This window comes from Corynebacterium sp. LK14 (assembly GCF_008042215.1).
In the GTDB taxonomy this organism is placed as follows: Bacteria; Actinomycetota; Actinomycetes; order Mycobacteriales; family Mycobacteriaceae; genus Corynebacterium; species Corynebacterium striatum.
This window is the reverse complement of the sequence record NZ_NOVQ01000009.1, coordinates 25504-48623: the sequence shown is the minus strand read 5'-3', so window position 1 is coordinate 48623 and position 23120 is coordinate 25504. Positions and strand designations below refer to the sequence as shown.

Genomic DNA, 23120 nt, shown 5'->3' with positions numbered 1-23120 from the left:
GGTTATGCAAGCAAAAGACGTCCTGCGTGAATCCCTGAAGGACACGTAGGACGTCGTCTGTGCTTAAACTCGCAACACTTAACTCGACTTATTGAGGTGCTGCGTAGTGAGGTAGCCACGCTTCATGCGCTCGACGATGATGCCGCGCATGTAGGAGGCCATCAGCCACAGCAGGCCGAAGATTATCATGATGGCGGCGATGGACCAGTGGATCATAAATCCTAAGACGATTGCCAGCACGTGCAGCGCAATCATGGCGTTGACGATCCATGGCTTGTTCGTGAACGCGAAGCTCACCAAGAGAATCACGGCCATGCCGATGACCACCGAGTAATTGAAAGGTGTCCACAAGGTGCCGTCATAGAGCTTGTAGAGCAGCGGCAACGCGAGTACCAGCGTGAGCAACTCCATGGTCAGGGAGCTGGCCACAACCATTCCGCCGAACTGCTTCAGCGGGTCCTTGACCGGGGCCTCACCTAGGCCAAGGGGGCTGATTTCCTCAGCGGGGACACTATTGGGGGCACTGTTGGACACACTGTCGCGGCGAGAGTCACTCATGCGGGATCCTTTCCAAACATCGCGCGGGCGTCGCCAGCGGTGACGACTGAACCCGTGATGACGATACCTGAGCCGGACTGAACTTCCGCATCCTCCGCAAGCTCCACTGCTTGCGCGTAGGCACCGGGCAGATCAGGCTCCACGTAGACGCGCTCCTCGCCGAAGATATCGCGAGCAAGTTCCGCAAGCTCATAGGCATCACGTGCACGAGGCGAAGAATTCTGCGTGATGACTACCTCCGTCAGGTAAGGCTCCAACGCGGTGAGGATGCCTTCGGCGTCCTTGTCCTCGAAGATGCCGAGCACGCCGATGAGACGTGCGAAGTCGAAGTCGCGATCCAGTGCCGCACCCAACGCCTTGGCGCCGTGCGGGTTGTGGCATGCATCGATGAAGGTCGTGGGGCTGGTGCGCACGCGCTCTAGGCGGCCGGGCGAAATAGCCTTGGCAAAACCAGTGCGCACGGTGGCAATATCGAGCGGTTTGCCAGACGATGCCCCGAAAAAGGCCTCGACCGCAGCCAGCGCCACGCCCGCGTTCTTGGCTTGGTGCTCGCCGTGCAGCGGCAGGAAGACGTCCTCGTAGAGGCCGCCCAAGCCCTGAATGTTCAGCTGCTGGCCGCCGACCGCGATGCGGGATTCGAGCACGGCGAACTCGCTGCCGGAACGAGCCACGCCCGCGCCGACCTCCACCGCGCGGTTCAGGATCACCGTCATGGCTTCCTGCTCCTGCTCGGCGATGATGGCGATGTTCTCACGCGGGGCCAACACATCGTCCGCATCGACGTCGCGTGCCTTGATGATGCCGGCCTTCTCCCCCGCGATCTCGGCGAGCGTATCGCCTAGGTAGTCGGTGTGGTCGAGGCCCACCGGCATGATGACGGAGACCTCGGCGTTGACCACGTTGGTGGCATCCCAGGTGCCGCCGAGGCCGACCTCGACCACGGCGACGTCGACTGGCGCATCAGCGAAAGCCGCGTAGGAAATCGCCACGAGCACCTCAAACTTGGACATCGGGATGTCGGAGCGCGCGTCCACCATCTCCACATAGGGTTTGATCTCGTTCCAGATGCGTACGAAGTCACGCGGGTGAATCGGGCGGCCATCGATACCGATGCGCTCATTCACCAGCTGCAGGTGGGGGCTCGTCACCAAGCCGACGCGGCGGTGGAAGGCGCGTAGCAAGGAGTCGATCATGCGGGAAGTCGAAGACTTGCCGTTCGTGCCCGCGACGTGGATGACCTGGAAGGACTTTTCCGGGTTACCCAGCAAATCCATCAACGCCTGGATGCGTTCCAGGCTCGGAGCGATCTGGGTTTCGGGCGCGCGGGCGTTGAGCTCGGCGTCGACAAGCGCGAGCTCCTGCAGCTCCTCCGGGTTGACCTCGAGCGGCGCTGCCTCCTCGTATTCCTCCTCGCCGCCCATACCGAGATTGAGCTTGAGACCGGATTCCGTGATCTCCACGGGTCCGCCTTCAGTGCCCTCCTTCAAGGCATCAACGAGTTCGTATTCCTCGCGATCTTCTCGCTTGCTCACTACTTAAGTGCCTCCAAGCGTGCGGTGATGCGGTCGACTTCTTCCTGTGCCACCTGCTGGCGGGTGCGGATCTTCTCCACGACCTCGTCCGGAGCCTTGGCTAGGAAGGACTCATTAGCCAGCTTCTTGCCGGTCTGCTCGAGCTCCTTATTTGCCTTGGCCAGATCCTTTTCCAGGCGCTTGCGCTCTGCCTCAACGTCGACTGCGCCGGAGGTATCCAGTGCGACCTCGACGGTGCCCTGGGACAGGCGAACCTCGATGGAGGCGGACGCGGTGAAGTCCTCGCCCGGAACCGTGGTGTTAGCAAGGTTGCGCACCAAGTTCTCCTGGCCAGCCAGGTCAACGGAGGCGAAGTCCAGGCGGCCCGGAACCTTCTGCGAAGGCTTCACGCCCTGATCAGAGCGGAAGCGGCGCAGCTCGGTGATGAGCTTGTCGGCGTCCGCGATACGACGAGCGGCAACCTCGTCGGTGGCCACGCCACCGTTGGTATCAGCCGCGGTTGGCCACGGGGCAATCACGATTGATTCGCCGCCGGTAAGTGCCTTCCACAGGACCTCGGTGACGAAAGGCATGGTCGGGTGCAGCAGGCGCAGGACGACGTCGAGGACGCGGCCCAAGACGATCTGGGTGTTGCGGCCGGTCAGCCGCTCCGCGTCTGACGTATCTGCCGAATCGACGTCGCGCGGAATCTGGGACTTGGCAATCTCCAGGTACCAGTCACACAGCTCGTCCCAGATGTAGTGGTAGAGCAGCTCATTAGCCTTGGAGAACTGGTAATCGTCCAGGTAAGCGTCAAACTTGACACGCACCTCTTCGGCGCGGTCCAGGATCCAGCGGTCAGCGTCGGTCAGCTCCTCGCGGGCCGGCAGCTCCGCCACGCCAGCGCCGTTCATGAGCGCGAACTTGGTGGCGTTGAAAAGCTTGGTGGCGAAGTTACGGGAAGCCGCAGCGGCGTCGGAGCCCAGCGGCAGGTCGACGCCCGGGTTGGCGCCACGGGCCAGGGTAAAACGCAGGGCATCTGCACCATAGTCGCGTACCCAGTCCATCGGGTCGATGCCGTTGCCCAGGGACTTCGACATCTTGCGGCCCTGCTCATCGCGGACGAGGCCGTGTAGGTAAATGTCGTGGAAAGGAATCTGCGGGCGGCCATCGCGCGCGGAGCCATCACCAGCGTTGAGCAGCTCTGGGGTCTGGACGCCAGCGAAGGTGCCGAACATCATCATGCGGGCGACCCAGAAGAACAGGATGTCGTAGGCAGTGACCAGCACGTTGGTTGGGTAGAACTTCTCCAGGTCCGGAGTCTTTTCCGGCCAGCCCAGCGTGGAAAATGGCCACAGTGCGGAGGAGAACCAGGTATCCAGAACGTCTGGATCCTGCTCGTAGCCTGCTGGCGGCTCCTCGTCAGGGCCGACGCAGACGATATCGCGGGTGGTGTTGTCCTCGGCGTCGGTGGTCTCCGGGCCGTACCAAATTGGGATGCGGTGGCCCCACCACAGCTGACGGGAGATGCACCAGTCGTGCATGTCATCGACCCACTCGAAGTAACGCGGCTCGAGGGAGGTCGGGTGAATCTTGGTATCGCCCTCGCGCACGGCTTCGCCGGAGTACTTGGCCAGCTTTTCTACCGCCACGAACCACTGCAGGGAAAGGCGCGGCTCGACCGGCTCGCCGGAGCGTTCCGAGTGGCCCACGGAGTGGACATAGGGGCGGATTTCCTTGACGATGCGCCCCTGCTCGGCGAGAGCTTCACGGATGGCGACTCGCGCTTCCTCGCGGGTCAGGCCATCGAACTTGGTGCCGGTGTTCGCGATGTGGCCGGTGGAGTCCATGATGGTCGGCATGTCCAAGTTGTGACGCAGGCCCATCTGGTAGTCGTTCGGGTCGTGGGCCGGGGTGATCTTCACAGCACCGGTACCGAACTCCATGTCCACGTAATCATCAGCGATGACCTTGAGCTTGAGATCCTCGCGGAAGGGGTGAGCAAACTCCTGCCCCACCAGGTCCTTGTAGCGCTCGTCGTCGGGGTGGACGGCAATCGCGACGTCGCCAAGCATGGTCTCCACACGAGTGGTGGCCACGATGAGGTGCGGCTCGTCGTCGTTTAGCGAGCCGTAGCGGATGGACACGAGCTCGCCCTCGACGTCCTTGTACACGACCTCAATGTCAGAGACCGCGGTTTCCAGCACCGGGGACCAGTTGACCAGGCGGTGGGCCTGGTAGATCATGCCGGCGTCGTAAAGCTGCTTAAAGATGGTCTGGACCGCGCGGGACAGCCCCTCGTCCAGGGTGAAGCGCTCGCGGGACCAGTCCACGGAGTCACCAATGGCACGCATCTGGTTCTGGATGGTGCCGCCGTATTCTTCCTTCCACTCCCAGACCTTGGAGATGAACTCCTCGCGCTCGTAGTCCCAGCGCTTCTTGCCCTCGGTCTCCTTGAGCTTGGCCTCGACCTTGGTCTGGGTGGCGATACCCGCGTGGTCGGCGCCCGGCAGCCACAGGGTGGCATAACCCTGCATGCGCTTGCGGCGAATGATGGAGTCGATGAGGGTGTGGTCTAGGGCGTGGCCCATGTGCAGCTGGCCGGTCACGTTGGGTGGCGGCAGCACGATGGAATAAGGCTCTGCCTCGCTGGTGGCATCCGGGGTGAAGTAGCCTGCTTCCACCCAGGACTCGTAAAGGTCCTTTTCTACCGCCTGCGGCTCCCAGGACTTCGGAAGCGCGTCAGCCCGGTTAGTGCCTATTAGTTGCTCTTTATCTACAGCGTTGTTCTGCTCAGTCACCCGGACAAGTCTACCCTGTCGGTCAACTGGCTTTTTCACCCCCATTGGGCGAAATTGGCACCGCGGGCGCCGGCGACTGAATACATTGTCTGTCATGTCTTCACATCCTGGAACTTCCCCGGCGCGCCTGCGTACTCGTTTCTTTGCCAAGGCAAAGGCTAAGGGCGCACCCTTTTCTTGTTTGACCAGCTATGACTGCATGACCGCCGCGGTATTCGATGAGGCGGGAATCGACTTGCTTTTGGTGGGCGATTCCTTGGCCAACGTGGTTTTGGGCCGCGAGACCACGCTCTCGCTAACCATGGAGGAGATGATTCCGCTAACGCGCGCGGTCGTTGAGGCCACCTCCCGCAGCTTCGTGGTGGTGGATCTGCCTTTTGGTTCCTATGAGGAATCCCCGGCGCAGGCTTTGCGCTCGGCGGTCCGCATGCTGAAGGAGACGGGTGCGCAGGCGGTCAAGATTGAGGGCGGCAAGGAGATTGCGCCGACGATTTCCGCTTTGGTTGCCGCGGGCATTCCGGTGTGCGCGCACATCGGGTTCACCCCGCAGTCAGTGCATGCGCTGGGTGGTTTCGTAGTGCAGGGCCGTGGCGAGGCGGCGGGGCCTTTGCTTGCCGACGCCCAGGCTGTTGCCACCGCAGGCGCCTTCGCCGTGGTCCTGGAGATGGTTCCGGCTGAGCTCGCGGCGCAGGTGACCAAGGAGGTCTCCATCCCCACCATCGGCATCGGCGCGGGCAATGCCTGCGATGGGCAGATTCTGGTCTGGACCGACGCTTTTGGCATGGGCGCGGGCAAGACGCCGCGCTTTGTGCGCCAATACGCGGACTTGCGCACCGTGCTTTCCGACGCCGCCCGCGCCTACGCCGCCGACGTGGCTGAGCGTAAATTTCCAAACGAGGCAGAGTCCTTTGGCGACTCTGTGAAAGAAGGTTAAGTAACCGTGCAGGTATTCACTACTAAAAAAGAACTCGTTGAGTTTCGTGCGCAGCAGGATGGTCAACGCCGCAGCGTGGGCCTCGTGCCCACGATGGGCGCGCTGCATGCAGGCCATGGCTCGCTGATTAAGGCGGCGCGGGAAGCTAACGACGTCGTCGTGGTTTCAGTCTTTGTCAATCCGCTGCAGTTTAGCGATTTGGGCGAGTGCGACGACTTCCGGAACTATCCACGCAACGTGGAGGCAGACGCGGCCTTCGTGGAATCACTAGGCGCCGATGCTGTCTTCGCCCCGAGCGTGGAGGAGATGTACCCGAGTGGCACCCCGCTAGCGTGGGTACGCACCGGGGCCATGGGTGAGGTGCTGGAAGGCGCCTCTCGGCCAGGGCACTTCGACGGCGTGGCTACGGTGGTCTCGAAGCTGTTTAATCTGGTGCGCCCCACCCGCGCATACTTTGGGCAAAAGGATGCCCAGCAGGTAGCGGTGCTGCGCCGGATGGTCGCAGACTTGGACTTCCCCGTGGAGCTGGTGGCTGCGCCCATCGTGCGTGCAGCGGACGGCTTGGCTGAGTCGAGCCGCAACCAGCGCCTAAACGATGCCGAGCGGACGCAGGCCCTTGCGCTCTCGCGCACCCTCTTTGGCCTGCGGGACGGCAAGTTCAACTCCGCGGAGGAAGCATCCAAAGCCCTAGATGCAAGCGATGGTGTACGGGTGGATTACCTCACGGTGGTGGATCCACAAACGCTTAAGCCGGTGGACGTTAATGCCCGCCCGGCTCTAGCGCTGGTTGCCGCACACGTGGGCCCGGTGCGGCTTATCGATAATCTCGAGCTCTAGCCCTCTTACTTGAGAAGGTCCTACTTGAGAAGGTGCTGGACTGCCTCACGCTCGGAGCGCAGCTCCTCCACGTTGGCCTGGATGCGCTCCTTTTGGAAGTCGCTGAGTTCCAGACCCTGGACGATCTCCCAGGTGCCGTTCTTGGCCACGGTGGGGAAGCCGAAGATGAGGCCCTCGTCCACGCCATAAGAGCCGTCAGAGACTACGGCTGCGGTGCGCCAGTCTTCGGTGCCGTGGATCCAGTCATGCATGTGGTCCACCGCTGCGGAGGCAGCAGAGGCAGCGGAAGAGTGACCGCGCACCTCGATGATCTCTGCTCCACGGTTAGCCACCTTGGGGATCATCTCGCCGGTGTACCAGTCCTGATCCACTTCCTCGTTGACGTAGGTGAGATCTGGGAACTGGGTGGCGGAGTGGTTGCCCCATACGGCAACCTTGGTGAACTCAGCGGTGGGGCGGCTCGTCTTGAGCGAGAGCTGGCTCAGGGTGCGGTTGTGATCCAGACGCATCAACGCGTTGAACTGGCTCGGGTCAAGGTCCGGTGCGCTGTTTGCTGCGATGAAGGCGTTGGTGTTTGCTGGGTTGCCCACGACGAGCACGCGGACGTCGCGTGCAGCGTTGTCGTTGATAGCCTTGCCCTGGACCGTGAAAATGGCACCGTTTGCCTCAAGCAAGTCGGCACGCTCCATGCCCTTAGAACGCGGGCGTGCACCAACCAAGAAGGCAGCCTTGGTGTCCTTGAAAGCTACGTCCGGATCATCGGTGACGGTGATGCCGCGCAGAAGCGGGAAGGCGGAGTCGGCCAGCTCCATGGCAACGCCCTCTGCAGCGCCGACGGCCTGCGGGATCTCCAACAGCGCGAGCTCTACTGGGGTGTCCTTGCCGTAGACGTCGCCAGCAGCAATACGCCACAAAAGTGAGTACGCAATGTTGCCGGCTGCACCGGTGACGGTGATCTTCACTGGTTGATTAGCAGCCTGGGTCATGTTCAGTCCTCCTAAGGAAAAGCGGTGCCAGAAATGGCGTTCTTCAATCCCCACACTAGCCCTCTTTTGCCCGAACGTGTCGTGGACAACTCCCCTCTTTCGGAGTCATCCTTAATCACAATTTCCACCAAACTACCCCCGAATGTCCCGCAGTTCGCGACTTTATTCTTACTTGAATCTCGGAAATGTTTGTTTTTCGGCACTATAGGAGGAGGAAAAGAGAAGAATCTGGGAAAGATTCGTACTGACATAGGACATCAAGGACGTAAAAATTATGACCATGGACGCCACTGATTCGGCTTCGACCGATTCCGTCGGCACCGCCGAACTCTCAGGCTCCGTCGAGCGAGTCATCGACGTAGCCATCGAGCAGTTTTCTGAGTTGGGTTTTGCTGACGCAAAGTTGGACAATATCTCCCGCCTCGCTGGCATGTCCAAGCGCATGATCCACTACCACTTCGGCGACAAGAAGGGGCTCTACCAGCAGGCTCTGAGCACGGCCGCGCGCCGCCTCAACCCGCCGGCGGGTTCTCTCGACATTGATTCAGCCGTCCCGGTAGAAGGCGTCCGCACGCTCGTTGACTGGCTATTCAAGCAGCACGTTAAGCACCCTGAAGCAATCCGCATGATGACCATGGAAACCTCCACAGGTGCTTTGGAGGCGGGCCAGGCGCTCATCGACGTCTCTGAGGTCTCCTTGCACCTCGACAAGCTACTCATGCTGGGTCAGGATTCCGGTGCGTTCCGCCCGGGTATTTCCGCCAATGACATCTTCACGCTCATTGCGTCGCTAACGATGTACCGCGTAACCAACCGTTCAATGATGCAGAACCTGCTGGATATCGACATGCACAGCCCAGAAAACACCGAGGGTATGCACCGCATGGCGGTCGACGCAGTCTTGGCTTTCCTCACCGCAAACATCCCGGACTCGGGGTACAGCTCTTATCTGTCCACGGGAGCCTCGGTGGAAGACAACGACTCAATCCCACAAGATATCTACTCCAGCGACGAAGACCAGAGCGGGTCTGACATCTACACCTAAACCTTTGCTCTTTAGCTTTATGCCTAAAGGGCCGCAGATCTTAAGTGATCTGCGGCCCCTTAAAGCCATCTGCCCTTAGGCGGATTCCTTTTCAGCGTCGGTGTAGACAAAGCTTGGCTCATCTTCACCCTTCACGCAGGCCTCGGTGATGTGGACCGCAGTGATGTCTTCGCGGTCAGGCAATTCGTACATGATGGGTACCAGCAGCTCTTCCATGATCGCGCGCAGACCACGTGCACCGGTCTTACGCTCGAGCGCGAGCTCCGCGATAGCGCCCAATGCCCCGTCCTCGAACACGAGCTCCGCGCCGTCCATCTCGAACAGGCGCTGGTACTGCTTGACCAGTGAATTCTTCGGCTCGACCAAGACCTTGACCAAGGACTCGCGGTCAAGGTTATCCACGGTAGCCACGATGGGCAGACGGCCGATGAACTCAGGAATGAGGCCAAACTTCACGAGGTCCTCAGGGCGGACCTCGGAGAAGAGGTCGAGCTTCTCGCGCTCGTCCGCAGTCTCCAGTTTGGCGCCAAAGCCCACGCCCTTCTTGCCCACGCGCTCCGCGATGACCTTATCCAGGCCTGCGAACGCGCCGGCGACGATGAAGAGAATGTTGGAGGTATCCAGCTGGATGAACTCCTGATTGGGGTGCTTGCGCCCACCCTGCGGCGGAATCGCAGCGACGGTGCCCTCGAGGATTTTCAGCAGCGCCTGCTGCACACCCTCGCCGGAGACGTCACGCGTGATCGAGGGATTCTCAGACTTGCGGGAAATCTTGTCCACCTCGTCGACGTAGATGATGCCGCGCTGTGCGCGCTCCACATCAAAGTCCGCCGCCTGGAGCAGCTTGAGGAGGATGTTTTCCACGTCCTCGCCCACGTAGCCCGCCTCGGTAAGGCTGGTTGCGTCCGCAATGGCAAACGGGACGTCGAGCATGCGCGCCAGAGTCTGCGCCAGGTAGGTCTTACCGGAACCGGTGGGACCAAGCAGCAAAATGTTGGACTTAGCAATCTCTACGTCCTCATCTTCGACCTTCTTGCGGCGCCCTTCAAGGCCCGCGGTCTCTTCTACCTTGATGCGCTTGTAGTGGTTGTACACAGCCACTGCAAGCACACGCTTAGCCTGATCCTGGCCAATAACGTACTTGTCGAGGAAGGAAGAAATCTCCGACGGACGGGGAAGTTTTACTTCCTTGTCCGAGGTCTCAGCAGCCGCAGCGGCGCCGAGCTCTTCTTCGATGATCTCGTTGCACAGCTCAATGCACTCATCACAGATGTAGACACCGCCGCCGGCGATGAGCTTTTTCACCTGCTTCTGGCTCTTGCCACAGAAGGAACACTTGAGCAGGTCAGCGCTTTCTTGCATACGTGCCATTAAGGTCTTTCCACTCGCTTTTCTTCAACTTGAGGTGGGCGGATTCCGATGCGGAGAGTACTCGTATCCTGCACACCCAGAAGGCGCGTCCCACAGATATCTCCACCTTAGTAAATCAACACGACACGACCCTCATTCATTCCTCCGCGTGGCGCAGCCTCAACCTTTGATTGATACCTCTCCAGGGCCGTTCATGAATTTAAAAAGCTACTCCGTAGACATAGACCAAGCTGTCCAGTACCTTGTCCGCAAGCAATCAGGACCTCCCCAAAAGGCCCTAAGTCATATCTTTAAAACAAACGCAAAGGTTGCAGCACACATGGATATCCGTAAGCTCATCGACAGCTCCCCTATGGGATTGCGGCAATGGTCTATCATTTTCGTTGCCTTGTACCGCAACGCTCTCGACGGCTATGACATGGTCGCGATGGCATTCGGCGCCGGCCAGGTGACCGAAGCCTTCACCTTGAGTGACGTCCAGCTCGGCTGGCTGCTCTCCGCCGCCCTCATCGGCATCGGCCTGGGTTCCCTCTTCCTTGCCCCGACCGCCGACCGTATGGGCCGTACACGCCTTATCACCATCTCGCTCTTCATCGACTTGGTGGGCCTAGTTGCCACGGCCTTCGCCCCGACTTTCGCTCTGCTCTTCATCTTCCGCGTTCTCACCGGCATCGGCGTCGGCGGCGTGCTCGTCTGCGTCACCGTCTTGGTCAGCGAATACTCGAATCTCCGCTTCCGAGGCCTGGCGGTGGCAATCTATGCCTCGGGCTACGGCCTGGGCGCTTCCTTGTGCGGCGTCATCGCATCGGCCGTGGCGCCGTCCTACGGTTGGCAGGCCATCTTCTGGGTAGGTGCCGGCCTTACCGTCGTCGCCAAGTTGGGTCTCAAGGGCGAGGTCAGCGTCCGCGCCGCCAAGGACGAAGAACCGCACGCTTCCTTCAAGGACATCCTCTCCGCCCTCCTTCGTGCGCACGACCATCAAGCTGTGGCTGGCTTTCTCCTTCGTGATGTTCGCCTACAACTTCACTTCCCAGTGGACCCCGAAGCTGCTCACGGAGGAAGGCCTCACCGCGCAGCAGGGCGTCATCGGCGGCATCATGTTGTCCTTCGGCGGCACCATCGGTGCGCTCATCTTCGGATTCCTCACCACGAAGTTCGATGCCCGCCCACTGCTCATCGTCTCGTGCTTGGTAGCCTCCGGCGTGCTCGTGGGGTTCATTTTCTCCACGTCCATCCCGACCCTGATGTTCTCCCTGGGCGTCGGCGTGGACCTCACCTTGAATGCCTGCATCACCGGCCTGTACACGGTTGCTCCCGAGGCCTACCCGTCTGCACTGCGCACCACGGGTACCGGCGCTGCGATCGGCATCGCACGCGTGGGGGCAACGCTCGCCCCGTTCCTCGCCGGCTACCTCCTCAGCTCCGGCTGGACTCCGACGGGCCTGTACACACTCGCTGGTGCAACGGCGCTTCTCGCCGCACTTTCCCTCTTCGGTGTGCGCACCTACTCCGCCAAGATCGCCGATGAAGCTCCAGCTTCTACGCCTGCTGACGCCGCGCTTTCCGACGCCCCTCTCACCAGCCGGGTTTAGCCTCTACGCTGGGAAGGTGGAAACCGCTTTTCATCTTCCCAGCCGAAGGAGACCCCATCATGTTCGACCTGACGAACCAAGTTGCCATCGTTACCGGTGGCGCCGCCGGCATCGGGCGCGGAATTGTATCCGCGCTGCGCGAAGCAGACGCACACGTCGTCATTGCTGACATCGATCTAGAACACGCCCAAGCTACTGCCGCCGAGCTCGGCGCGGAGACCCTCAAGGTAGATGTCACCGACCGTGAATCCGTACGTGAGCTCTACCGCACTGTGGTGGACAAACACAGCCGCATCGACATCGTCTGTTCCAATGCGGGCGTATTCCCCAACTGCCCCTTGGACGAGATGACGGATGAAAAGTGGGAGGCGATGTTCGCCATCAACACCCACGGCACGTTCAAGGTGGTCCAGGAAGCACTGCCTTTTATGCGCAAGCAGAACTACGGCCGCATCGTCATCACGACTTCCATCACTGGTTCCCACACTGGCTTCCCAGGTTGGGCCCACTATGGGGCGTCGAAAGCCGCCCAGCAGGGCTTCATGCGCTCGGCAGCCCTCGAAGTCGCACGTGACAATATCACCATCAACGGCGTACTGCCGGGCAATATCTTGACCGAAGGCCTGGAGGGCCAAGGTCAGCAATACCTAGACCAGATGACTCGCTCGGTGCCGATGCACCGCCTCGGTACCCCTCGCGACATAGGAAATGCCGCCGTCTTCCTTGCATCTCGTGAAGCAAGCTACATCACCGGCCAGACGCTCATTGTCGACGGCGGCCAAATCCTCCCCGAATCCCCCGAAGCTATCCTTCCTCCCCGTTAGCGGAAGGTAGCGAACTTCTTGACCACCCAGCGGCTCAGAGCCAGAATGATGACGCCCAGCACGATGGAGGCCACGCCAAGTGAGATAAAGAAGGTGTTCTCTGCGGTGGCATCCTCCGGGTTGTAGAAACCAGCCAGGGAGCCAGCCAAGGAGGTACCCATGGCAACGGCCATCATCCACACCGCCATCATGCGGGAGGGGAAGGCACGTGGCGCGACCTTGGTAGCAAGCGCGTTACCAACCGGGGACAGCAAAAGCTCGCCCATGGTGAACAGGAAGAGGATGCCAATGATGGCAAACATCGGCGTGGAATTTGCACCGGTACCGGAGTACGGCAGGAAGAAGAACAAAGAAATACCGATGATGATGTTGGCGGCACCGAACTTCACCGGCGTGGACCACTGACGGTTACCGAGCCTGGTCCACATCGTTGCGAAAACCGCAGAGAAGATCACGATGAAGATCGGGTTGAAGGACTGCACGAGTGACGGCGGAATCTCGATGCCGAAGACGTTACGGTCCAAGCGCACGTCCGCATAGATGGTCATGACGGTGAACTGCTGCTGGAAGATACCGAAGAACAAAACACCAGAGACAAACAGAGGGATAAATCCCAGCAGACGCTTCTTTTCTTCCGCATCAACCAGCTCGGAGAAGTACATCTGGCACCACAATACGATTGCCGCCAACAGCGCAACGACGGTGACGATGTTGGATAGCCAATCGACCTTGACAACGCCGGTTGCGATGGAAATTACCGCAATTGCCACGATGCCAAGGACGGCAGCTAGGCCGAGCAGCATCTGCTTGCTGCTAGCAGGGTTCGGGACCTCGTGGCCTGCATCCTTGATGGTGGACTTGCGCATCAGGGTGTACTGAATCAGGCCCGCGAACATGCCGATTGCCGCGAGGCCAAAGCCCCAGTGGAATCCCTTCCAGCCCCACATGATCGTTGTGATCAACGGGCCGAATAGAGCGCCGATGTTGACCCCCATGTAGAAAATGGAGAAACCACCGTCACGGCGGGTGTCATCACGGCTATATAGCGAGCCAAGCACCACTTGGGCGGTGGTCTTCACACCGCCAGAGCCGATGGCAATGAGAACCAAACCAATCGCCAGACCAATAACGTCCGGAATAAACGCCAGAGCGATATGACCGAGCATCACCAGGTTCGCGGAGTAGAACAGGGTGCGCTCCGGGCCCAAAATTCGGTCTGCAACCAAAGAGGCCAAAAGGCAGGCCATATAGACCAGACCGCCGTAGGCACCAACCACGGACGTTGCAGCGGTCTTGTCCATGCCTAGTCCGCCATCGGTGACGGAGTAGTACATATAGAGCAAAACGATCGACTGCATGCCGTAGAAGCTGAAACGCTCCCACATCTCGATGCCAAATAGGTTGGCTAGGCCCCACGGATGCCCGAAGAACAGTCTTTCTTCAGACTCCGTTTTGTGTGCTGTCGCGCCAGACAGCTGCGTATTGTGATCTGACATATAAATAGTTGACCACTAATTCTCGGTAACAACAAATCGGTTGGTTGCCCGAAATAATTGTCAAGGCACGCAGCTGCAGAAAATTCCACGTCACGGCCCCGCACTGCGAAAACTTTCACACTTATATTTGCAGCCGAATCGACCAAGGGTCGGAGCATCAACCTCCACTTCTGCCGCTTGCCCTTGACGATACATCAAAGCTCATTTAGGGTTACCCACATAGGTGGTAAACCCACAAACCCACAAACCGCTTTGTTATCAGTCACGCATCCGAAAAGAGGTCTCATGGGCAATCCCCTCCCCCTCTACCAACAACTCGCCAGCGGCATCCGCGACATGATCATGTCCGGCCAGCTCGCCCCCGGCGACCGCGCCCCCAGCACAAACGAGCTTTCCGCATTCCACTCAGTCAACCCCACGACAGCGTCCAAGGCCTTAACCGCGCTCTTCGACGAAGGCCTGCTCGAAAAGCGTCGCGGACTTGGAATGTTCGTCACTCCCGAAGCGCGCACCCGCGTTGGAGAAAAGCGTCGTGCCGCATTACACGAGGATTTCGTCGCACCGCTTCTAGCCGAAGCACGAGCCCTCGGAATCACAACGGCTGAGCTCATCGAACTCATCAAAAGCGAAGGAGAATAACCATGCACACTATCGAGGCAAAAGACCTCCGAGTAAAGGACTTTCTCCACGCTCACTCGATCCGATTGAAGCCCGGAATCTACGGCATTATCGGCACCAACGGTGCGGGCAAGACGACGCTTATGAGAGCGATTGCGGGTCACCTTCCAATGACATCCGGCTCTATCGAGACTGCCCCAACTGCCCTTGCACGCACTGGCGCTGACATTTTGCTGGCGGGGCACACAGTGAAAGATCACCTTCACATCGCCCAGAAAGCACGAGGCGAACTCGACATCGCCTATGCGAACCGTCTCCTAGCCCGCTTTGAGCTTCACCCCTCAGAGGTCTGCTCGAGGCTTTCCACCGGCAAGCGCCAATTGATTGCCAACATCACCGTTCTTGCTGCACGCACGCCTGTCACGCTGATGGATGAGCCTTTCACTGGGCTAGACGTACCGACGCGTGAGGTACTGCGCCAAGTCATCATCGAACACGCATCCCACAACGACGATTGGACGTTACTTCTATCCTCACATCGCGCCGAGGATCTCGCTGGCCTCGTTGAGGGGCTCATCGTCGTGCAGAAAGGCCGCGCGGTTGGTCCACTTCTGCTCGACGAACAGCGGGAACTATATCCACTGTTCACGGGCGAGAGCAGTGCCGTTGATGACGCAGTTGCCGCACTCACGGGGAGCGTCGTCAGCCAGCAAAAGCTCGGGCGAACCTCTCGCGTACGTGTCCAACTAGCGGAGCCGCTGAATACTCTTCTCCACGGCATAGACACCGATTTCCCAGACGACGTCCAACTCATCGACTCACTTGTATCCGCACAGCTTTAAAGGAGCAACACCATGACCGCACTCGTTTCGGCACACCGAAAGACAATCGCAGTATTTGCACCCCTCATCATTGTGCTCGCCGTGGGCGCTTACCTAGTTCCGCATGACTCCAGCCAAGTTAGCGTTAATCCCACTTTCTGGATCATCTTCTCGGCTATCTTTTGGGCGATACTTTGCGCAAGCGCAACCTCGCAGTTCAAGGTTTTGCGCAGCCTCGATATGCCGCAGAAGCGGTGGCAGATCGCAGCTCACGGGTTTGTCATCGTGGGTTCCGTCATCTTTGGACTCGTCGCCGCCGCAGCACATTACATCGCGGTATCCGCAGGCGTTGATGTCGATAGCTCTTTTGAGGTTGCTGTCAACGGCGATACCGGCACCCTTCCAACTTGGTTAGCTCATTTGCTTTCTGTCCTGGCATTCCTGACCACTTACCTCGTTGCGGGCTATGCTGGCACGGCGATAGGGATGCTCTTCAAAGCGCTTGATAATAGAAGTATCGCTATGCGAACCATCACCGCCGCTGGAGGCATTCTCCTAGTCTATTTCCTAGCAATCGCGATAAACTGGGCCGCATACACCTTCAGTATCCCAATCGAGGCACCGTACCCAGGCCTATTCATTTTCAGCGGTATCGCTATCATCGTCAGCGTTGTGCTGATGTGGCGGCTGCCTAGACACATCCATCCGTAGAACGGATTTGGGTGACGCACCAAGACCTATAGAACTAAAACCAAAGCCCTTGCACCACGAATACGGTGCAAGGGCTTTAGCTTAACTACTGGTTTTAGGCGTTGAGCTTGCGGTAATCAAAGACGGTATCGATGATGCCGTACTCTACTGCCTCTTGGGCGGTCAGGATCTTGTCACGATCGGTATCGATGCGAACCTGCTCCGCAGTACGGCCGGTGTGCTCAGCCAAGGTGTTCTCCATGAGGCGGCGCATGCGCTCGATCTCGTTAGCCTCGATCTCTAGGTCAGAAACCTGGCCCTGGGTGCCCTGGGTGCGTGGCTGGTGAATCAGCACGCGGGAGTTCGGCAGTGCCGCACGCTTGCCCGGTGCACCGGCAGCCAGCAGGACGGCTGCAGCAGATGCAGCCTGACCCAGGCAGACGGTCTGCACGTCTGGGCGGACGTAGCGCATGGTGTCGTAGATGGCCATCAGCGCGGTAAAGGAGCCACCCGGGGAGTTGATGTACATGGTGATGTCGCGATCTGGATCCTGGGACTCGAGGACCAGCAGCTGCGCCATGATGTCATTCGCCGAGGTGTCATCAACCTGGGTTCCTAGGAAGATGATGCGCTCTTCGAAGAGCTTGGAGTACGGGTTGGTGGTCTTAGAGCCTTGTGCGTTCTGCTCGACAAACTCCGGCAGAACGTAGCGGGAATTAGGCATTTGAAGGTTAGACATAGTGATAATTCTCCTTATTCCCTAGTTATTGATCGGGCCGTTTACGGACTCGATGACGTGGTCAACGATGCCGTATTCCTTGGCCTGCTGTGCGGTGAACCAACGGTCACGGTCAGAATCCTTGGTGATTTGCTCAAAGCTCTGGCCGGTATGCTCAGCGATCAGCTGCGCCATTTCGCGCTTGGTCTGAGCAAACTGCTCAGCCTGAATGGCGATGTCAGCAGCAGTGCCACCCACGCCAGCGGAAGGCTGGTGCATCATGATGCGAGCGTGTGGCAGAGCGTAGCGCTTGCCCTTAGTGCCGCCGGAGAGCAAGAACTGGCCCATGGAAGCTGCCAAGCCCATGCCATAGGTGGCAATATCGCATGGCGAGTACTTCATGGTGTCGTAAATAGCCATACCCGCCGTGACGGAGCCGCCCGGGGAGTTGATGTACAGGGAGATGTCCCGAGTTGGGTCCTCAGCGGACAGAAGCAGAATCTGTGCGCAGAGCTTGTTGGCGATTTCATCGTCCACCTGGGTTCCCAGGAAGATAATGCGCTCGCGCAAGAGGCGCTCATAGACGCTATCGCCCAGGCTCATACCAGTAGCGGATGAGTTCATTGAAATCTTCTCAGACATTAATGATGCTCCTTCAATTGAAGAATTTTTAACTGGCCCCACCTTACCGACATTCTTCTCAAATTGGGCCCCTGTTCGCTATGAGCGTTGGAAGCGCTACGTCAGCACACACTAAGGTGCTGGGTTAAGATTTACCCATGTCTGTTTCCGAGCTTTCCACTAGCACACAGAATTATTTGAAAGCCATCTGGGGGCTAAAGGAATGGTCATCTGAGCCCGTAACCGCCACACTTATTTCAGCACGGTTAGGGCTCAAACTCTCCTCAGTCTCCGATGCAGTGCGCAAAATGACCAAGCAAGGGTTGGTATCACACACACCTTACGGAGCAGTGGAGCTCACCGGTCGGGGTAGACAGTATGCATTGGATATGGTGCGCCGTCACCGATTGCTTGAATCTTTCTTGGTACAGGCATTGGACTATACATGGGACGAAGTCCATGACGAAGCAGAAAATCTCGAACACGCAGTGTCGGACATGCTGATAGAGCGCGTGGACAAATTCCTCAATTTTCCCAGTAGGGATCCACATGGCGATCCTATTCCCACAGCCGATGGGATCATCACGATTCCTCGTGCACACCGGCTCTCTGACAGCGGAGCACAATCTCAGGTGATCGTTGAACGGATCTCCGATTCCGACCCACAACTACTAGCTTTCCTGAAAGAACACGGCATTGTCACGGGTGCCGTTCTAGACACGCGCGAAGGAGCCCCCTTTTCAGACTCACTCGAAGTTCGAGTATTTGGTAGCGCTCCGTGGGTACTGCTCGGGCGCCCGGCTACCGACGCAGTTTTTGTAGCTCCTCATACCCCATAAAAGCCATCCCCTCCGCCTAAACCTAAGATTACCTGCGCTTTTAAAATATACGTTGCACCGTAGTTTGCAACTCCGCCCACACGTAATTAACCTATCGGATATCACATATCCCACGAATGGCTCAGGCCAGGATGAGCAGGATTGCTATGTCAGACTCACCAGATTTGGTGTACTTTTCGAGCGTTTCTGAAAACACAAAAAGATTTGTGGAACGCCTAGGCAGACCCGCAGTGCGAATTCCACTACGGCCCAAGAAAAACGGAATGATCCAGGTTTCACACCCGTATGTACTCGTCGTCCCCACCTACGGAGGCGGCTCTCTCAAACGCGCGGTTCCTAAACAGGTCATCGCTTTCCTTAACGACCCAATCAATCGATCCTTTATCCGCGGCGTCATTTCCTCAGGAAACACCAATTTCGGTAACGCCTACTGCGTAGCCGGCCAAATCATTTCCGCCAAGTGCCACGTGCCCGAGCTGTATCACTTCGAGCTACTCGGCACCCAAAAAGATATTGACACCGTAAAACAAGGTCTTCACAAGTTTTGGGAACAGCAAGAACACGTCAAAAGATGAAGAACACGTCCGGACCACACAGATTGGACTACACAATGACCCCTCCGCAGACCACACCCGCGCAGCCTGTTGACGCAACCCATCGCATCACCACCGGTGCTAACGACGAGAGCGGCGTTGGTAAGCGCAAAAGTTACCATGCGCTCAACGCGCAGCTGAACTTATTCGATTCTTCCGGGAGAATTCAGTTCGACAAAGACATTCAGGCAGCACAGGATTATTTAGCCCACCATGTTGCTCCCCGCATGCGCACATTTAGCTCCACCACGGAACGCCTGGAATGGTTAGTAGATAATGAATACTATGAGCGGGGTTTCCTCGAACTTTACGAGGACGAGTTCCTGTGCGCCATATATGACAGAGCACATCGCGCCCAGCATCGGTTCCGCACATTCCTCGGCGCATTTAAGTTCTTTACTTCCTACGCGCTAAAAACCTTTGACGGCTCAACACTCCTCGAAGGCTACGAAGAACGCGTCACCACCACAGCTCTTTACCTGGCACAAGGCGACAAAGCTCTTGCAGAGAAACTGGTGGACGACATCATGTCCGGACGATTCCAGCCCGCCACCCCTACTTTTCTCAACGCAGGCAAGGCTCAGCGCGGCGAAATGGTGTCTTGCTTCCTCCTGCGAATAGAAGACAACTTGGAGAGCATTGGCCGCAGTGTGAACTCCGCGCTACAGCTATCAAAACGCGGCGGTGGCGTGGCCCTATTGCTAAGCAATCTGCGCGAATCCGGAGCCCCGATCAAAAAGATTGAGAACCAAGCATCCGGCGTAGTCCCAGTTATGAAGATTCTGGAGGATAGTTTCAGCTATGCCAACCAACTGGGAGCCCGCCAGGGCGCTGGGGCTGTCTACCTGCATGCGCATCACCCAGATATTCTTCGCTTCCTCGATACCAAACGGGAAAATGCAGATGAAAAAGTTCGCATCAAGACCCTTTCACTGGGTGTCGTTATTCCGGATATAACGTTTCGCCTGGCCAAAGAGAACAAGGACATGCATCTGTTTAGTCCTTATGACATTGCTCGCGAATACGGCGTGCCCATGTCCGACATGTCTATCACCGAGCATTACGACGAGCTGGTGACCAATCCGCGAATTTCGCACACCACCATCAAGGCCAGGGAGTTTTTCACTACGCTTGCTGAGCTTCAATTTGAATCTGGCTACCCCTATATCCTCTTCGAAGATACGGTCAATCGCTCTAATCCCCTCAAAGGGCATATCAATATGTCCAACCTGTGTAGCGAGATCCTTCAAGTCAACGCGCCATCCACTCTTGACCCATCTGGCAATTACGCCACCATCGGCCAAGACATTTCATGCAATCTGGGTTCGCTCAACATCGCTAAGGCCTTTGAATCACCGGATTTTGGAGCAACTGTAGAAACCGCAGTGCGCGCGCTCACCCAAGTCTCAGAACTTACCGATATCGAAGCAGTTCCTTCCATTGCTAAAGGCAATGAATCCATGCACGCGATTGGTTTGGGGCAGATGAATCTCCATGGTTTCCTTGCTTCCAAACGGATTCACTATGGCTGCGCCGAGGCTTTGGACTTTACCAACTTCTATTTCCTGACTGTGACCTATCATGCGCTGCGCACATCCCATGCGTTAGCGGTAGAGAAAGGTCAGCGATTCCAGGGTTTTGAAGACTCTGCTTATGCCTCCGGCGCATTCTTCGACAAGTATCTCAAACAGGAATGGGTACCTGCCACCAAGCGAGTAGAGCAGCTTTTCCATGAAGCAGGCGTGCGGATTCCTACACGCGAGGACTGGCTGAAATTAAAGAATCAGGTGGCCCGAGACGGAATATATAACGCCTATCTACAAGCAGTTCCACCCACTGGATCAATTTCCTACATCAATGATTCGACTGCATCCATCCACCCGATTGCCTCCAAGATCGAAATTCGCAAGGAAGGCCGCTTGGGGCGCGTGTACTACCCCGCGCCGGGAATGACCAACGACAATGTGGAGTATTTCGAGGACTCTTTCACCGTGGGATACGAGAAAATCATTGATACCTACGCCATGGCCACGCAGCACGTGGACCAAGGCCTTTCTCTGACCTTGTTCTTTACTGCCGACAGCACCACTAGGGATATCAACAGGGCGCAAATCTATGCCTGGAAGGCCGGCATCAAGACCTTGTACTACATCCGTTTACGCCAATCCGCGCTCCAAGGCACTGAGGTCGAAGGCTGCGTCTCCTGCGCTTTGTAGGAGCACTGACCTCCCATCTTTTGCACTACCAATTCACCCGAAAGGAAAAAGTAATGACTTCAGCATCGAACGCTGCTGCGTTAACTAGCATCTCTGTTACGCCTCCGGGCTTCCGGCATGATCCCTCAGCCCGCATCCGCCCCATCAATTGGAACCGTGTGAGTGACGAAAAGGATCTTGAAGTATGGAACCGGCTCACCGCCAATTTCTGGCTGCCGGAGAAAGTGCCGCTTTCTAATGATCTCTCAGCCTGGCAGAAAATGACGCCCTCAGAGCGTAACCTCACCATGCGGGTGTTCACAGGCCTGACCACTCTAGATACCGTGCAGGCTACCGTGGGAGAAATCTGCCAGATTCAAGATGCCCGCACCGAGCATGAGCAGGCCGTTTACACCAACATTGCCTTCATGCAATCAGTTCACGCCCGTTCTTACTCTTCAGTGTTTTCTACGCTAAGCAGCACAAAGGAAATCGACGAAGCCTACCGCTGGGCGGTGAATAATGACCTTCTCCAAGCACGTGCCAAGAAAGTCCTCACACACTATTACGGGCCAGATCCGCTCAAGCGCAAGGTATCATCGACGCTGCTTTCTTCGCTCCTTCTATACGCAGGTTTCTATCTCCCCTTACACTTTTCTGTCCACGCCACCCTGACCAATACGGCAGACATGATTCGCCTCATTCTGCGTGACAAGGCAGTACACGGTTACTACTCGGGATATAAATACCAGCGTGGCCTAGAATCTTCTTCTCCTCAAAGGCAACAAGAGATGAAGAATTTCACCATCTCTTTGCTCGAGGAGCTCTATTCCCTAGAGCTGGAATACTCCGGCGAACTATATGAACCATTAGGACTCATGGACGATGTGGCCGTATTCGTTCGCTATAACGCAAATAAGGCCCTGATGAACTTGGGCTACCCAGATTACTTCCCACCTGAGGAAACGGAAGTTAACCCAGAAATTCTCGCCGCCCTAGCTCCTGGAGCAGATGAGAACCATGACTTCTTCTCTGGTTCAGGCTCCTCCTATGTCATTGGTACCGCTGAAGAAACGAGTGATGATGACTGGGATTTCTAATCCCTTCCCACGACCAGACCAAGGAAGCTGGCTTGAAACCATTGCATTGTTTGAGGCTATTCGTGAAGGAAACCAACCTGCGGCATTGCGGCTGCTACAAACCTCGGCCGCACGCGAGGCCGTCCTGGGAGGGCTCTTGGGCCTAATTGAACTGTATTTCCGTAATGAAGAAGATGACAAAGTAGAGGGATTTCTCGCTGCCGCCCACAGTGCCGGCCCGCCGCCAGCTTTCGGTTGCAAGCCTTTTCTCCCTTAATCCAGCCCCAATGAAGAAAGAAGGTTCAGTATGACTTCCACCCCACGCATCACCGTTATCGTAGGTAGCCTGCGTCGCGGATCAATTGCGCGCAAGATTGCGCACGAAGTACTCACAATGATCCCGAAAGACTACGAGGCAAACATCCTCGAAATCCGCAACTTGCCCCTTTATGACTTCGACTACGATGATCCCGCGGTCACGGACAAGCCAACTCCGTCCGCGTACACCACCTTCCGCGACACCATCAAGAACTCTAGCGGAGTCCTTTTCATTACGCCCGAAAACAACCGCACAATCCCCGCATGCCTCAAAAACGCGGTGGACATCGGTTCTAAACCCAACTCAGATGTGGCTTGGAAGAACCTTCCCGCAGGAATCATCAGCCACTCCGTAGGGCGCATGGGTGGGTACAGCTCACAAAAGAACCTCCGATTGGCCCTGTCTTACTTTGATATGCCTTTTCCTGGGCAGCCCGAGGTATTCCTCGGCCAATCACCCACCCTTTTCGAAGACTCGGGCCGCCTTAATGACCACACCGCAGAATTTGTGAAGGACTACGTCATGCGCTTCCTGGCTCTGGTGGACAATGCCTTAACCAGCTAAGACCCACGCACATCTCTAGAGGTGTTATGTCCATGAGGTTTTTGGACTTGGAGTCCAGCTACTCTGTGGACTCGGAGTCTAGGGACTTTGTGGACGCGGAGTCTCCCC

21 protein-coding genes and 1 pseudogene are annotated in these 23120 nt (G+C 57.6%); 14 read left to right on the top strand and 8 right to left on the bottom strand.

Translation table 11 applies throughout. The features are described 5' to 3' along the window. Window positions 1–78 precede the first annotated feature (78 nt). From CHU71_RS03500 to CHU71_RS03490, 3 genes are read right to left on the bottom strand one after another with little or no spacing between them, the layout of a single operon-like run. Window positions 79–558 (bottom strand): DUF4233 domain-containing protein, encoded by a 480-nt coding sequence (locus tag CHU71_RS03500; protein ID WP_049158824.1) that lies wholly within the window; start codon window positions 556–558, stop codon window positions 79–81. Further along, window positions 555–2090: a folylpolyglutamate synthase/dihydrofolate synthase family protein gene (locus CHU71_RS03495; RefSeq protein ID WP_147760188.1), complete on the bottom strand. Its 1536-nt coding sequence runs from the start codon at window positions 2088–2090 to the stop codon at window positions 555–557. The genes CHU71_RS03500 and CHU71_RS03495 overlap by 4 nt, the downstream gene beginning before the upstream one ends. After that, on the bottom strand, window positions 2090–4915 hold the full coding sequence (locus tag CHU71_RS03490; protein WP_147760187.1) for a valine--tRNA ligase: 2826 nt from the start codon (window positions 4913–4915) through the stop codon (window positions 2090–2092). Before CHU71_RS03490 ends, CHU71_RS03495 begins: the two co-directional genes overlap by 1 nt. A gap of 49 nt (window positions 4916–4964) precedes the next feature. On the opposite strand from CHU71_RS03490, the gene panB reads away from it, so the two are divergent. Beyond that, the gene (gene panB, locus CHU71_RS03485; protein WP_147760186.1) at window positions 4965–5804 is read left to right on the top strand and encodes a 3-methyl-2-oxobutanoate hydroxymethyltransferase; all 840 of its coding nucleotides are present in this window, start codon (window positions 4965–4967) and stop codon (window positions 5802–5804) included. A 6-nt stretch (window positions 5805–5810) separates the two neighbouring features. Beyond that, complete coding sequence (gene panC / locus CHU71_RS03480) at window positions 5811–6641, top strand: pantoate--beta-alanine ligase (RefSeq protein WP_147760185.1); 831 nt, start codon at window positions 5811–5813, stop codon at window positions 6639–6641. A 20-nt stretch (window positions 6642–6661) separates the two neighbouring features. On the opposite strand, the gene CHU71_RS03475 is transcribed toward panC, so the two are convergent. Beyond that, window positions 6662–7627, bottom strand: a complete 966-nt coding sequence (locus CHU71_RS03475; RefSeq protein WP_034657569.1) for a malate dehydrogenase — start codon at window positions 7625–7627, stop codon at window positions 6662–6664. 274 nt (window positions 7628–7901) lie between these two features. Between CHU71_RS03475 and CHU71_RS03470 the strand changes: the two genes are divergently transcribed. Beyond that, on the top strand, window positions 7902–8672 hold the full coding sequence (locus CHU71_RS03470; RefSeq protein WP_147760184.1) for a TetR/AcrR family transcriptional regulator: 771 nt from the start codon (window positions 7902–7904) through the stop codon (window positions 8670–8672). A gap of 75 nt (window positions 8673–8747) precedes the next feature. On the opposite strand, the gene clpX is transcribed toward CHU71_RS03470, so the two are convergent. Then, a complete protein-coding gene (gene clpX / locus CHU71_RS03465; protein ID WP_147760183.1) occupies window positions 8748–10043 on the bottom strand; it encodes an ATP-dependent Clp protease ATP-binding subunit ClpX in 1296 nt (431 codons plus the stop codon). Here clpX and CHU71_RS13160 point away from each other — a divergent pair. The 3 genes and pseudogenes from CHU71_RS13160 to fabG all read left to right on the top strand — a co-directional run. Beyond that, window positions 9964–10863, top strand: a pseudogene (locus CHU71_RS13160) (MFS transporter); the annotation flags it as partial. The gene clpX and the pseudogene CHU71_RS13160 sit on opposite strands and share 80 nt — an antisense overlap. 145 nt (window positions 10864–11008) lie before the next feature. Next, window positions 11009–11635, top strand: a complete 627-nt coding sequence (locus tag CHU71_RS12990; RefSeq protein ID WP_255456384.1) for an MFS transporter — start codon at window positions 11009–11011, stop codon at window positions 11633–11635. Between the two features lie 59 nt (window positions 11636–11694). Beyond that, complete coding sequence (fabG, locus tag CHU71_RS03455; RefSeq protein ID WP_147760182.1) at window positions 11695–12459, top strand: 3-oxoacyl-ACP reductase FabG; 765 nt, start codon at window positions 11695–11697, stop codon at window positions 12457–12459. On the opposite strand, the gene CHU71_RS03450 is transcribed toward fabG, so the two are convergent. Then, window positions 12456–13955, bottom strand: a complete 1500-nt coding sequence (locus CHU71_RS03450; RefSeq protein WP_147760181.1) for a peptide MFS transporter — start codon at window positions 13953–13955, stop codon at window positions 12456–12458. The two genes, fabG and CHU71_RS03450, sit on opposite strands and share 4 nt — an antisense overlap. A 285-nt stretch (window positions 13956–14240) precedes the next feature. Between CHU71_RS03450 and CHU71_RS03445 the strand changes: the two genes are divergently transcribed. Genes CHU71_RS03445 through CHU71_RS03435 form a run of 3 tightly spaced genes read left to right on the top strand, consistent with a single transcriptional unit; the run spans window position 14241 to window position 16105 of the window. Continuing rightward, the gene (locus CHU71_RS03445) at window positions 14241–14594 is read left to right on the top strand and encodes a GntR family transcriptional regulator (protein ID WP_147760180.1); all 354 of its coding nucleotides are present in this window, start codon (window positions 14241–14243) and stop codon (window positions 14592–14594) included. A gap of 2 nt (window positions 14595–14596) precedes the next feature. Then, window positions 14597–15415, top strand: coding sequence for an ATP-binding cassette domain-containing protein (locus CHU71_RS03440; protein ID WP_147760179.1), 819 nt, complete (start codon window positions 14597–14599; stop codon window positions 15413–15415). A 12-nt stretch (window positions 15416–15427) separates the two neighbouring features. Continuing rightward, entirely contained in the window at window positions 15428–16105 is a 678-nt protein-coding gene (locus CHU71_RS03435; RefSeq protein WP_147760178.1) for a hypothetical protein, read from the top strand. Window positions 16106–16199: 94 nt separating this feature from the next. Here CHU71_RS03435 and CHU71_RS03430 read toward each other — a convergent pair whose 3' ends face one another. Both CHU71_RS03430 and CHU71_RS03425 read right to left on the bottom strand, forming a co-directional pair. Then, window positions 16200–16823: an ATP-dependent Clp protease proteolytic subunit gene (locus tag CHU71_RS03430; RefSeq protein WP_070455897.1), complete on the bottom strand. Its 624-nt coding sequence runs from the start codon at window positions 16821–16823 to the stop codon at window positions 16200–16202. 21 nt (window positions 16824–16844) lie between these two features. Then, on the bottom strand, window positions 16845–17444 hold the full coding sequence (locus CHU71_RS03425; RefSeq protein WP_062043541.1) for an ATP-dependent Clp protease proteolytic subunit: 600 nt from the start codon (window positions 17442–17444) through the stop codon (window positions 16845–16847). A gap of 137 nt (window positions 17445–17581) precedes the next feature. Here CHU71_RS03425 and CHU71_RS03420 point away from each other — a divergent pair, with 137 nt between their 5' ends. The 5 genes from CHU71_RS03420 to CHU71_RS03395 all read left to right on the top strand — a co-directional run bounded on the left by CHU71_RS03420 (window position 17582) and on the right by CHU71_RS03395 (window position 23012). Further along, window positions 17582–18262 (top strand): metal-dependent transcriptional regulator, encoded by a 681-nt coding sequence (locus CHU71_RS03420; protein WP_147760177.1) that lies wholly within the window; start codon window positions 17582–17584, stop codon window positions 18260–18262. A gap of 116 nt (window positions 18263–18378) precedes the next feature. Continuing rightward, window positions 18379–18837, top strand: a complete 459-nt coding sequence (gene nrdI / locus CHU71_RS03415) for a class Ib ribonucleoside-diphosphate reductase assembly flavoprotein NrdI (protein ID WP_034657571.1) — start codon at window positions 18379–18381, stop codon at window positions 18835–18837. Between the two features lie 35 nt (window positions 18838–18872). Beyond that, window positions 18873–21071, top strand: a complete 2199-nt coding sequence (gene nrdE / locus CHU71_RS03410) for a class 1b ribonucleoside-diphosphate reductase subunit alpha (RefSeq protein WP_034657573.1) — start codon at window positions 18873–18875, stop codon at window positions 21069–21071. A gap of 53 nt (window positions 21072–21124) precedes the next feature. Further along, window positions 21125–22150, top strand: a complete 1026-nt coding sequence (gene nrdF, locus CHU71_RS03405; RefSeq protein ID WP_080970012.1) for a class 1b ribonucleoside-diphosphate reductase subunit beta — start codon at window positions 21125–21127, stop codon at window positions 22148–22150. 286 nt (window positions 22151–22436) lie between these two features. Continuing rightward, window positions 22437–23012 (top strand): NADPH-dependent FMN reductase, encoded by a 576-nt coding sequence (locus tag CHU71_RS03395; protein ID WP_034657575.1) that lies wholly within the window; start codon window positions 22437–22439, stop codon window positions 23010–23012. Window positions 23013–23120 lie beyond the last annotated feature (108 nt).

Excerpts from the sequence above, each read along its gene's own strand:
- CHU71_RS03500 (WP_049158824.1), bottom strand. The coding sequence starts at position 558 with ATGAGTGACTCTCGCCGCGACAGTGTGTCCAACAGTGCCCCCAATAGT.
- CHU71_RS03490 (WP_147760187.1), bottom strand. The coding sequence starts at position 4,915 with ATGGGGGTGAAAAAGCCAGTTGACCGACAGGGTAGACTTGTCCGGGTG.
- panB (WP_147760186.1), top strand. The coding sequence starts at position 4,965 with ATGTCTTCACATCCTGGAACTTCCCCGGCGCGCCTGCGTACTCGTTTC.
- CHU71_RS03475 (WP_034657569.1), bottom strand. The coding sequence starts at position 7,627 with ATGACCCAGGCTGCTAATCAACCAGTGAAGATCACCGTCACCGGTGCA.
- CHU71_RS03470 (WP_147760184.1), top strand. The coding sequence starts at position 7,902 with ATGACCATGGACGCCACTGATTCGGCTTCGACCGATTCCGTCGGCACC.
- clpX (WP_147760183.1), bottom strand. The coding sequence starts at position 10,043 with ATGGCACGTATGCAAGAAAGCGCTGACCTGCTCAAGTGTTCCTTCTGT.
- fabG (WP_147760182.1), top strand. The coding sequence starts at position 11,695 with ATGTTCGACCTGACGAACCAAGTTGCCATCGTTACCGGTGGCGCCGCC.
- CHU71_RS03450 (WP_147760181.1), bottom strand. The coding sequence starts at position 13,955 with ATGTCAGATCACAATACGCAGCTGTCTGGCGCGACAGCACACAAAACG.
- CHU71_RS03445 (WP_147760180.1), top strand. The coding sequence starts at position 14,241 with ATGGGCAATCCCCTCCCCCTCTACCAACAACTCGCCAGCGGCATCCGC.
- CHU71_RS03440 (WP_147760179.1), top strand. The coding sequence starts at position 14,597 with ATGCACACTATCGAGGCAAAAGACCTCCGAGTAAAGGACTTTCTCCAC.
- CHU71_RS03435 (WP_147760178.1), top strand. The coding sequence starts at position 15,428 with ATGACCGCACTCGTTTCGGCACACCGAAAGACAATCGCAGTATTTGCA.
- CHU71_RS03430 (WP_070455897.1), bottom strand. The coding sequence starts at position 16,823 with ATGTCTAACCTTCAAATGCCTAATTCCCGCTACGTTCTGCCGGAGTTT.
- CHU71_RS03425 (WP_062043541.1), bottom strand. The coding sequence starts at position 17,444 with ATGTCTGAGAAGATTTCAATGAACTCATCCGCTACTGGTATGAGCCTG.
- CHU71_RS03420 (WP_147760177.1), top strand. The coding sequence starts at position 17,582 with ATGTCTGTTTCCGAGCTTTCCACTAGCACACAGAATTATTTGAAAGCC.
- nrdI (WP_034657571.1), top strand. The coding sequence starts at position 18,379 with ATGGCTCAGGCCAGGATGAGCAGGATTGCTATGTCAGACTCACCAGAT.
- nrdE (WP_034657573.1), top strand. The coding sequence starts at position 18,873 with ATGACCCCTCCGCAGACCACACCCGCGCAGCCTGTTGACGCAACCCAT.
- nrdF (WP_080970012.1), top strand. The coding sequence starts at position 21,125 with ATGACTTCAGCATCGAACGCTGCTGCGTTAACTAGCATCTCTGTTACG.
- CHU71_RS03395 (WP_034657575.1), top strand. The coding sequence starts at position 22,437 with ATGACTTCCACCCCACGCATCACCGTTATCGTAGGTAGCCTGCGTCGC.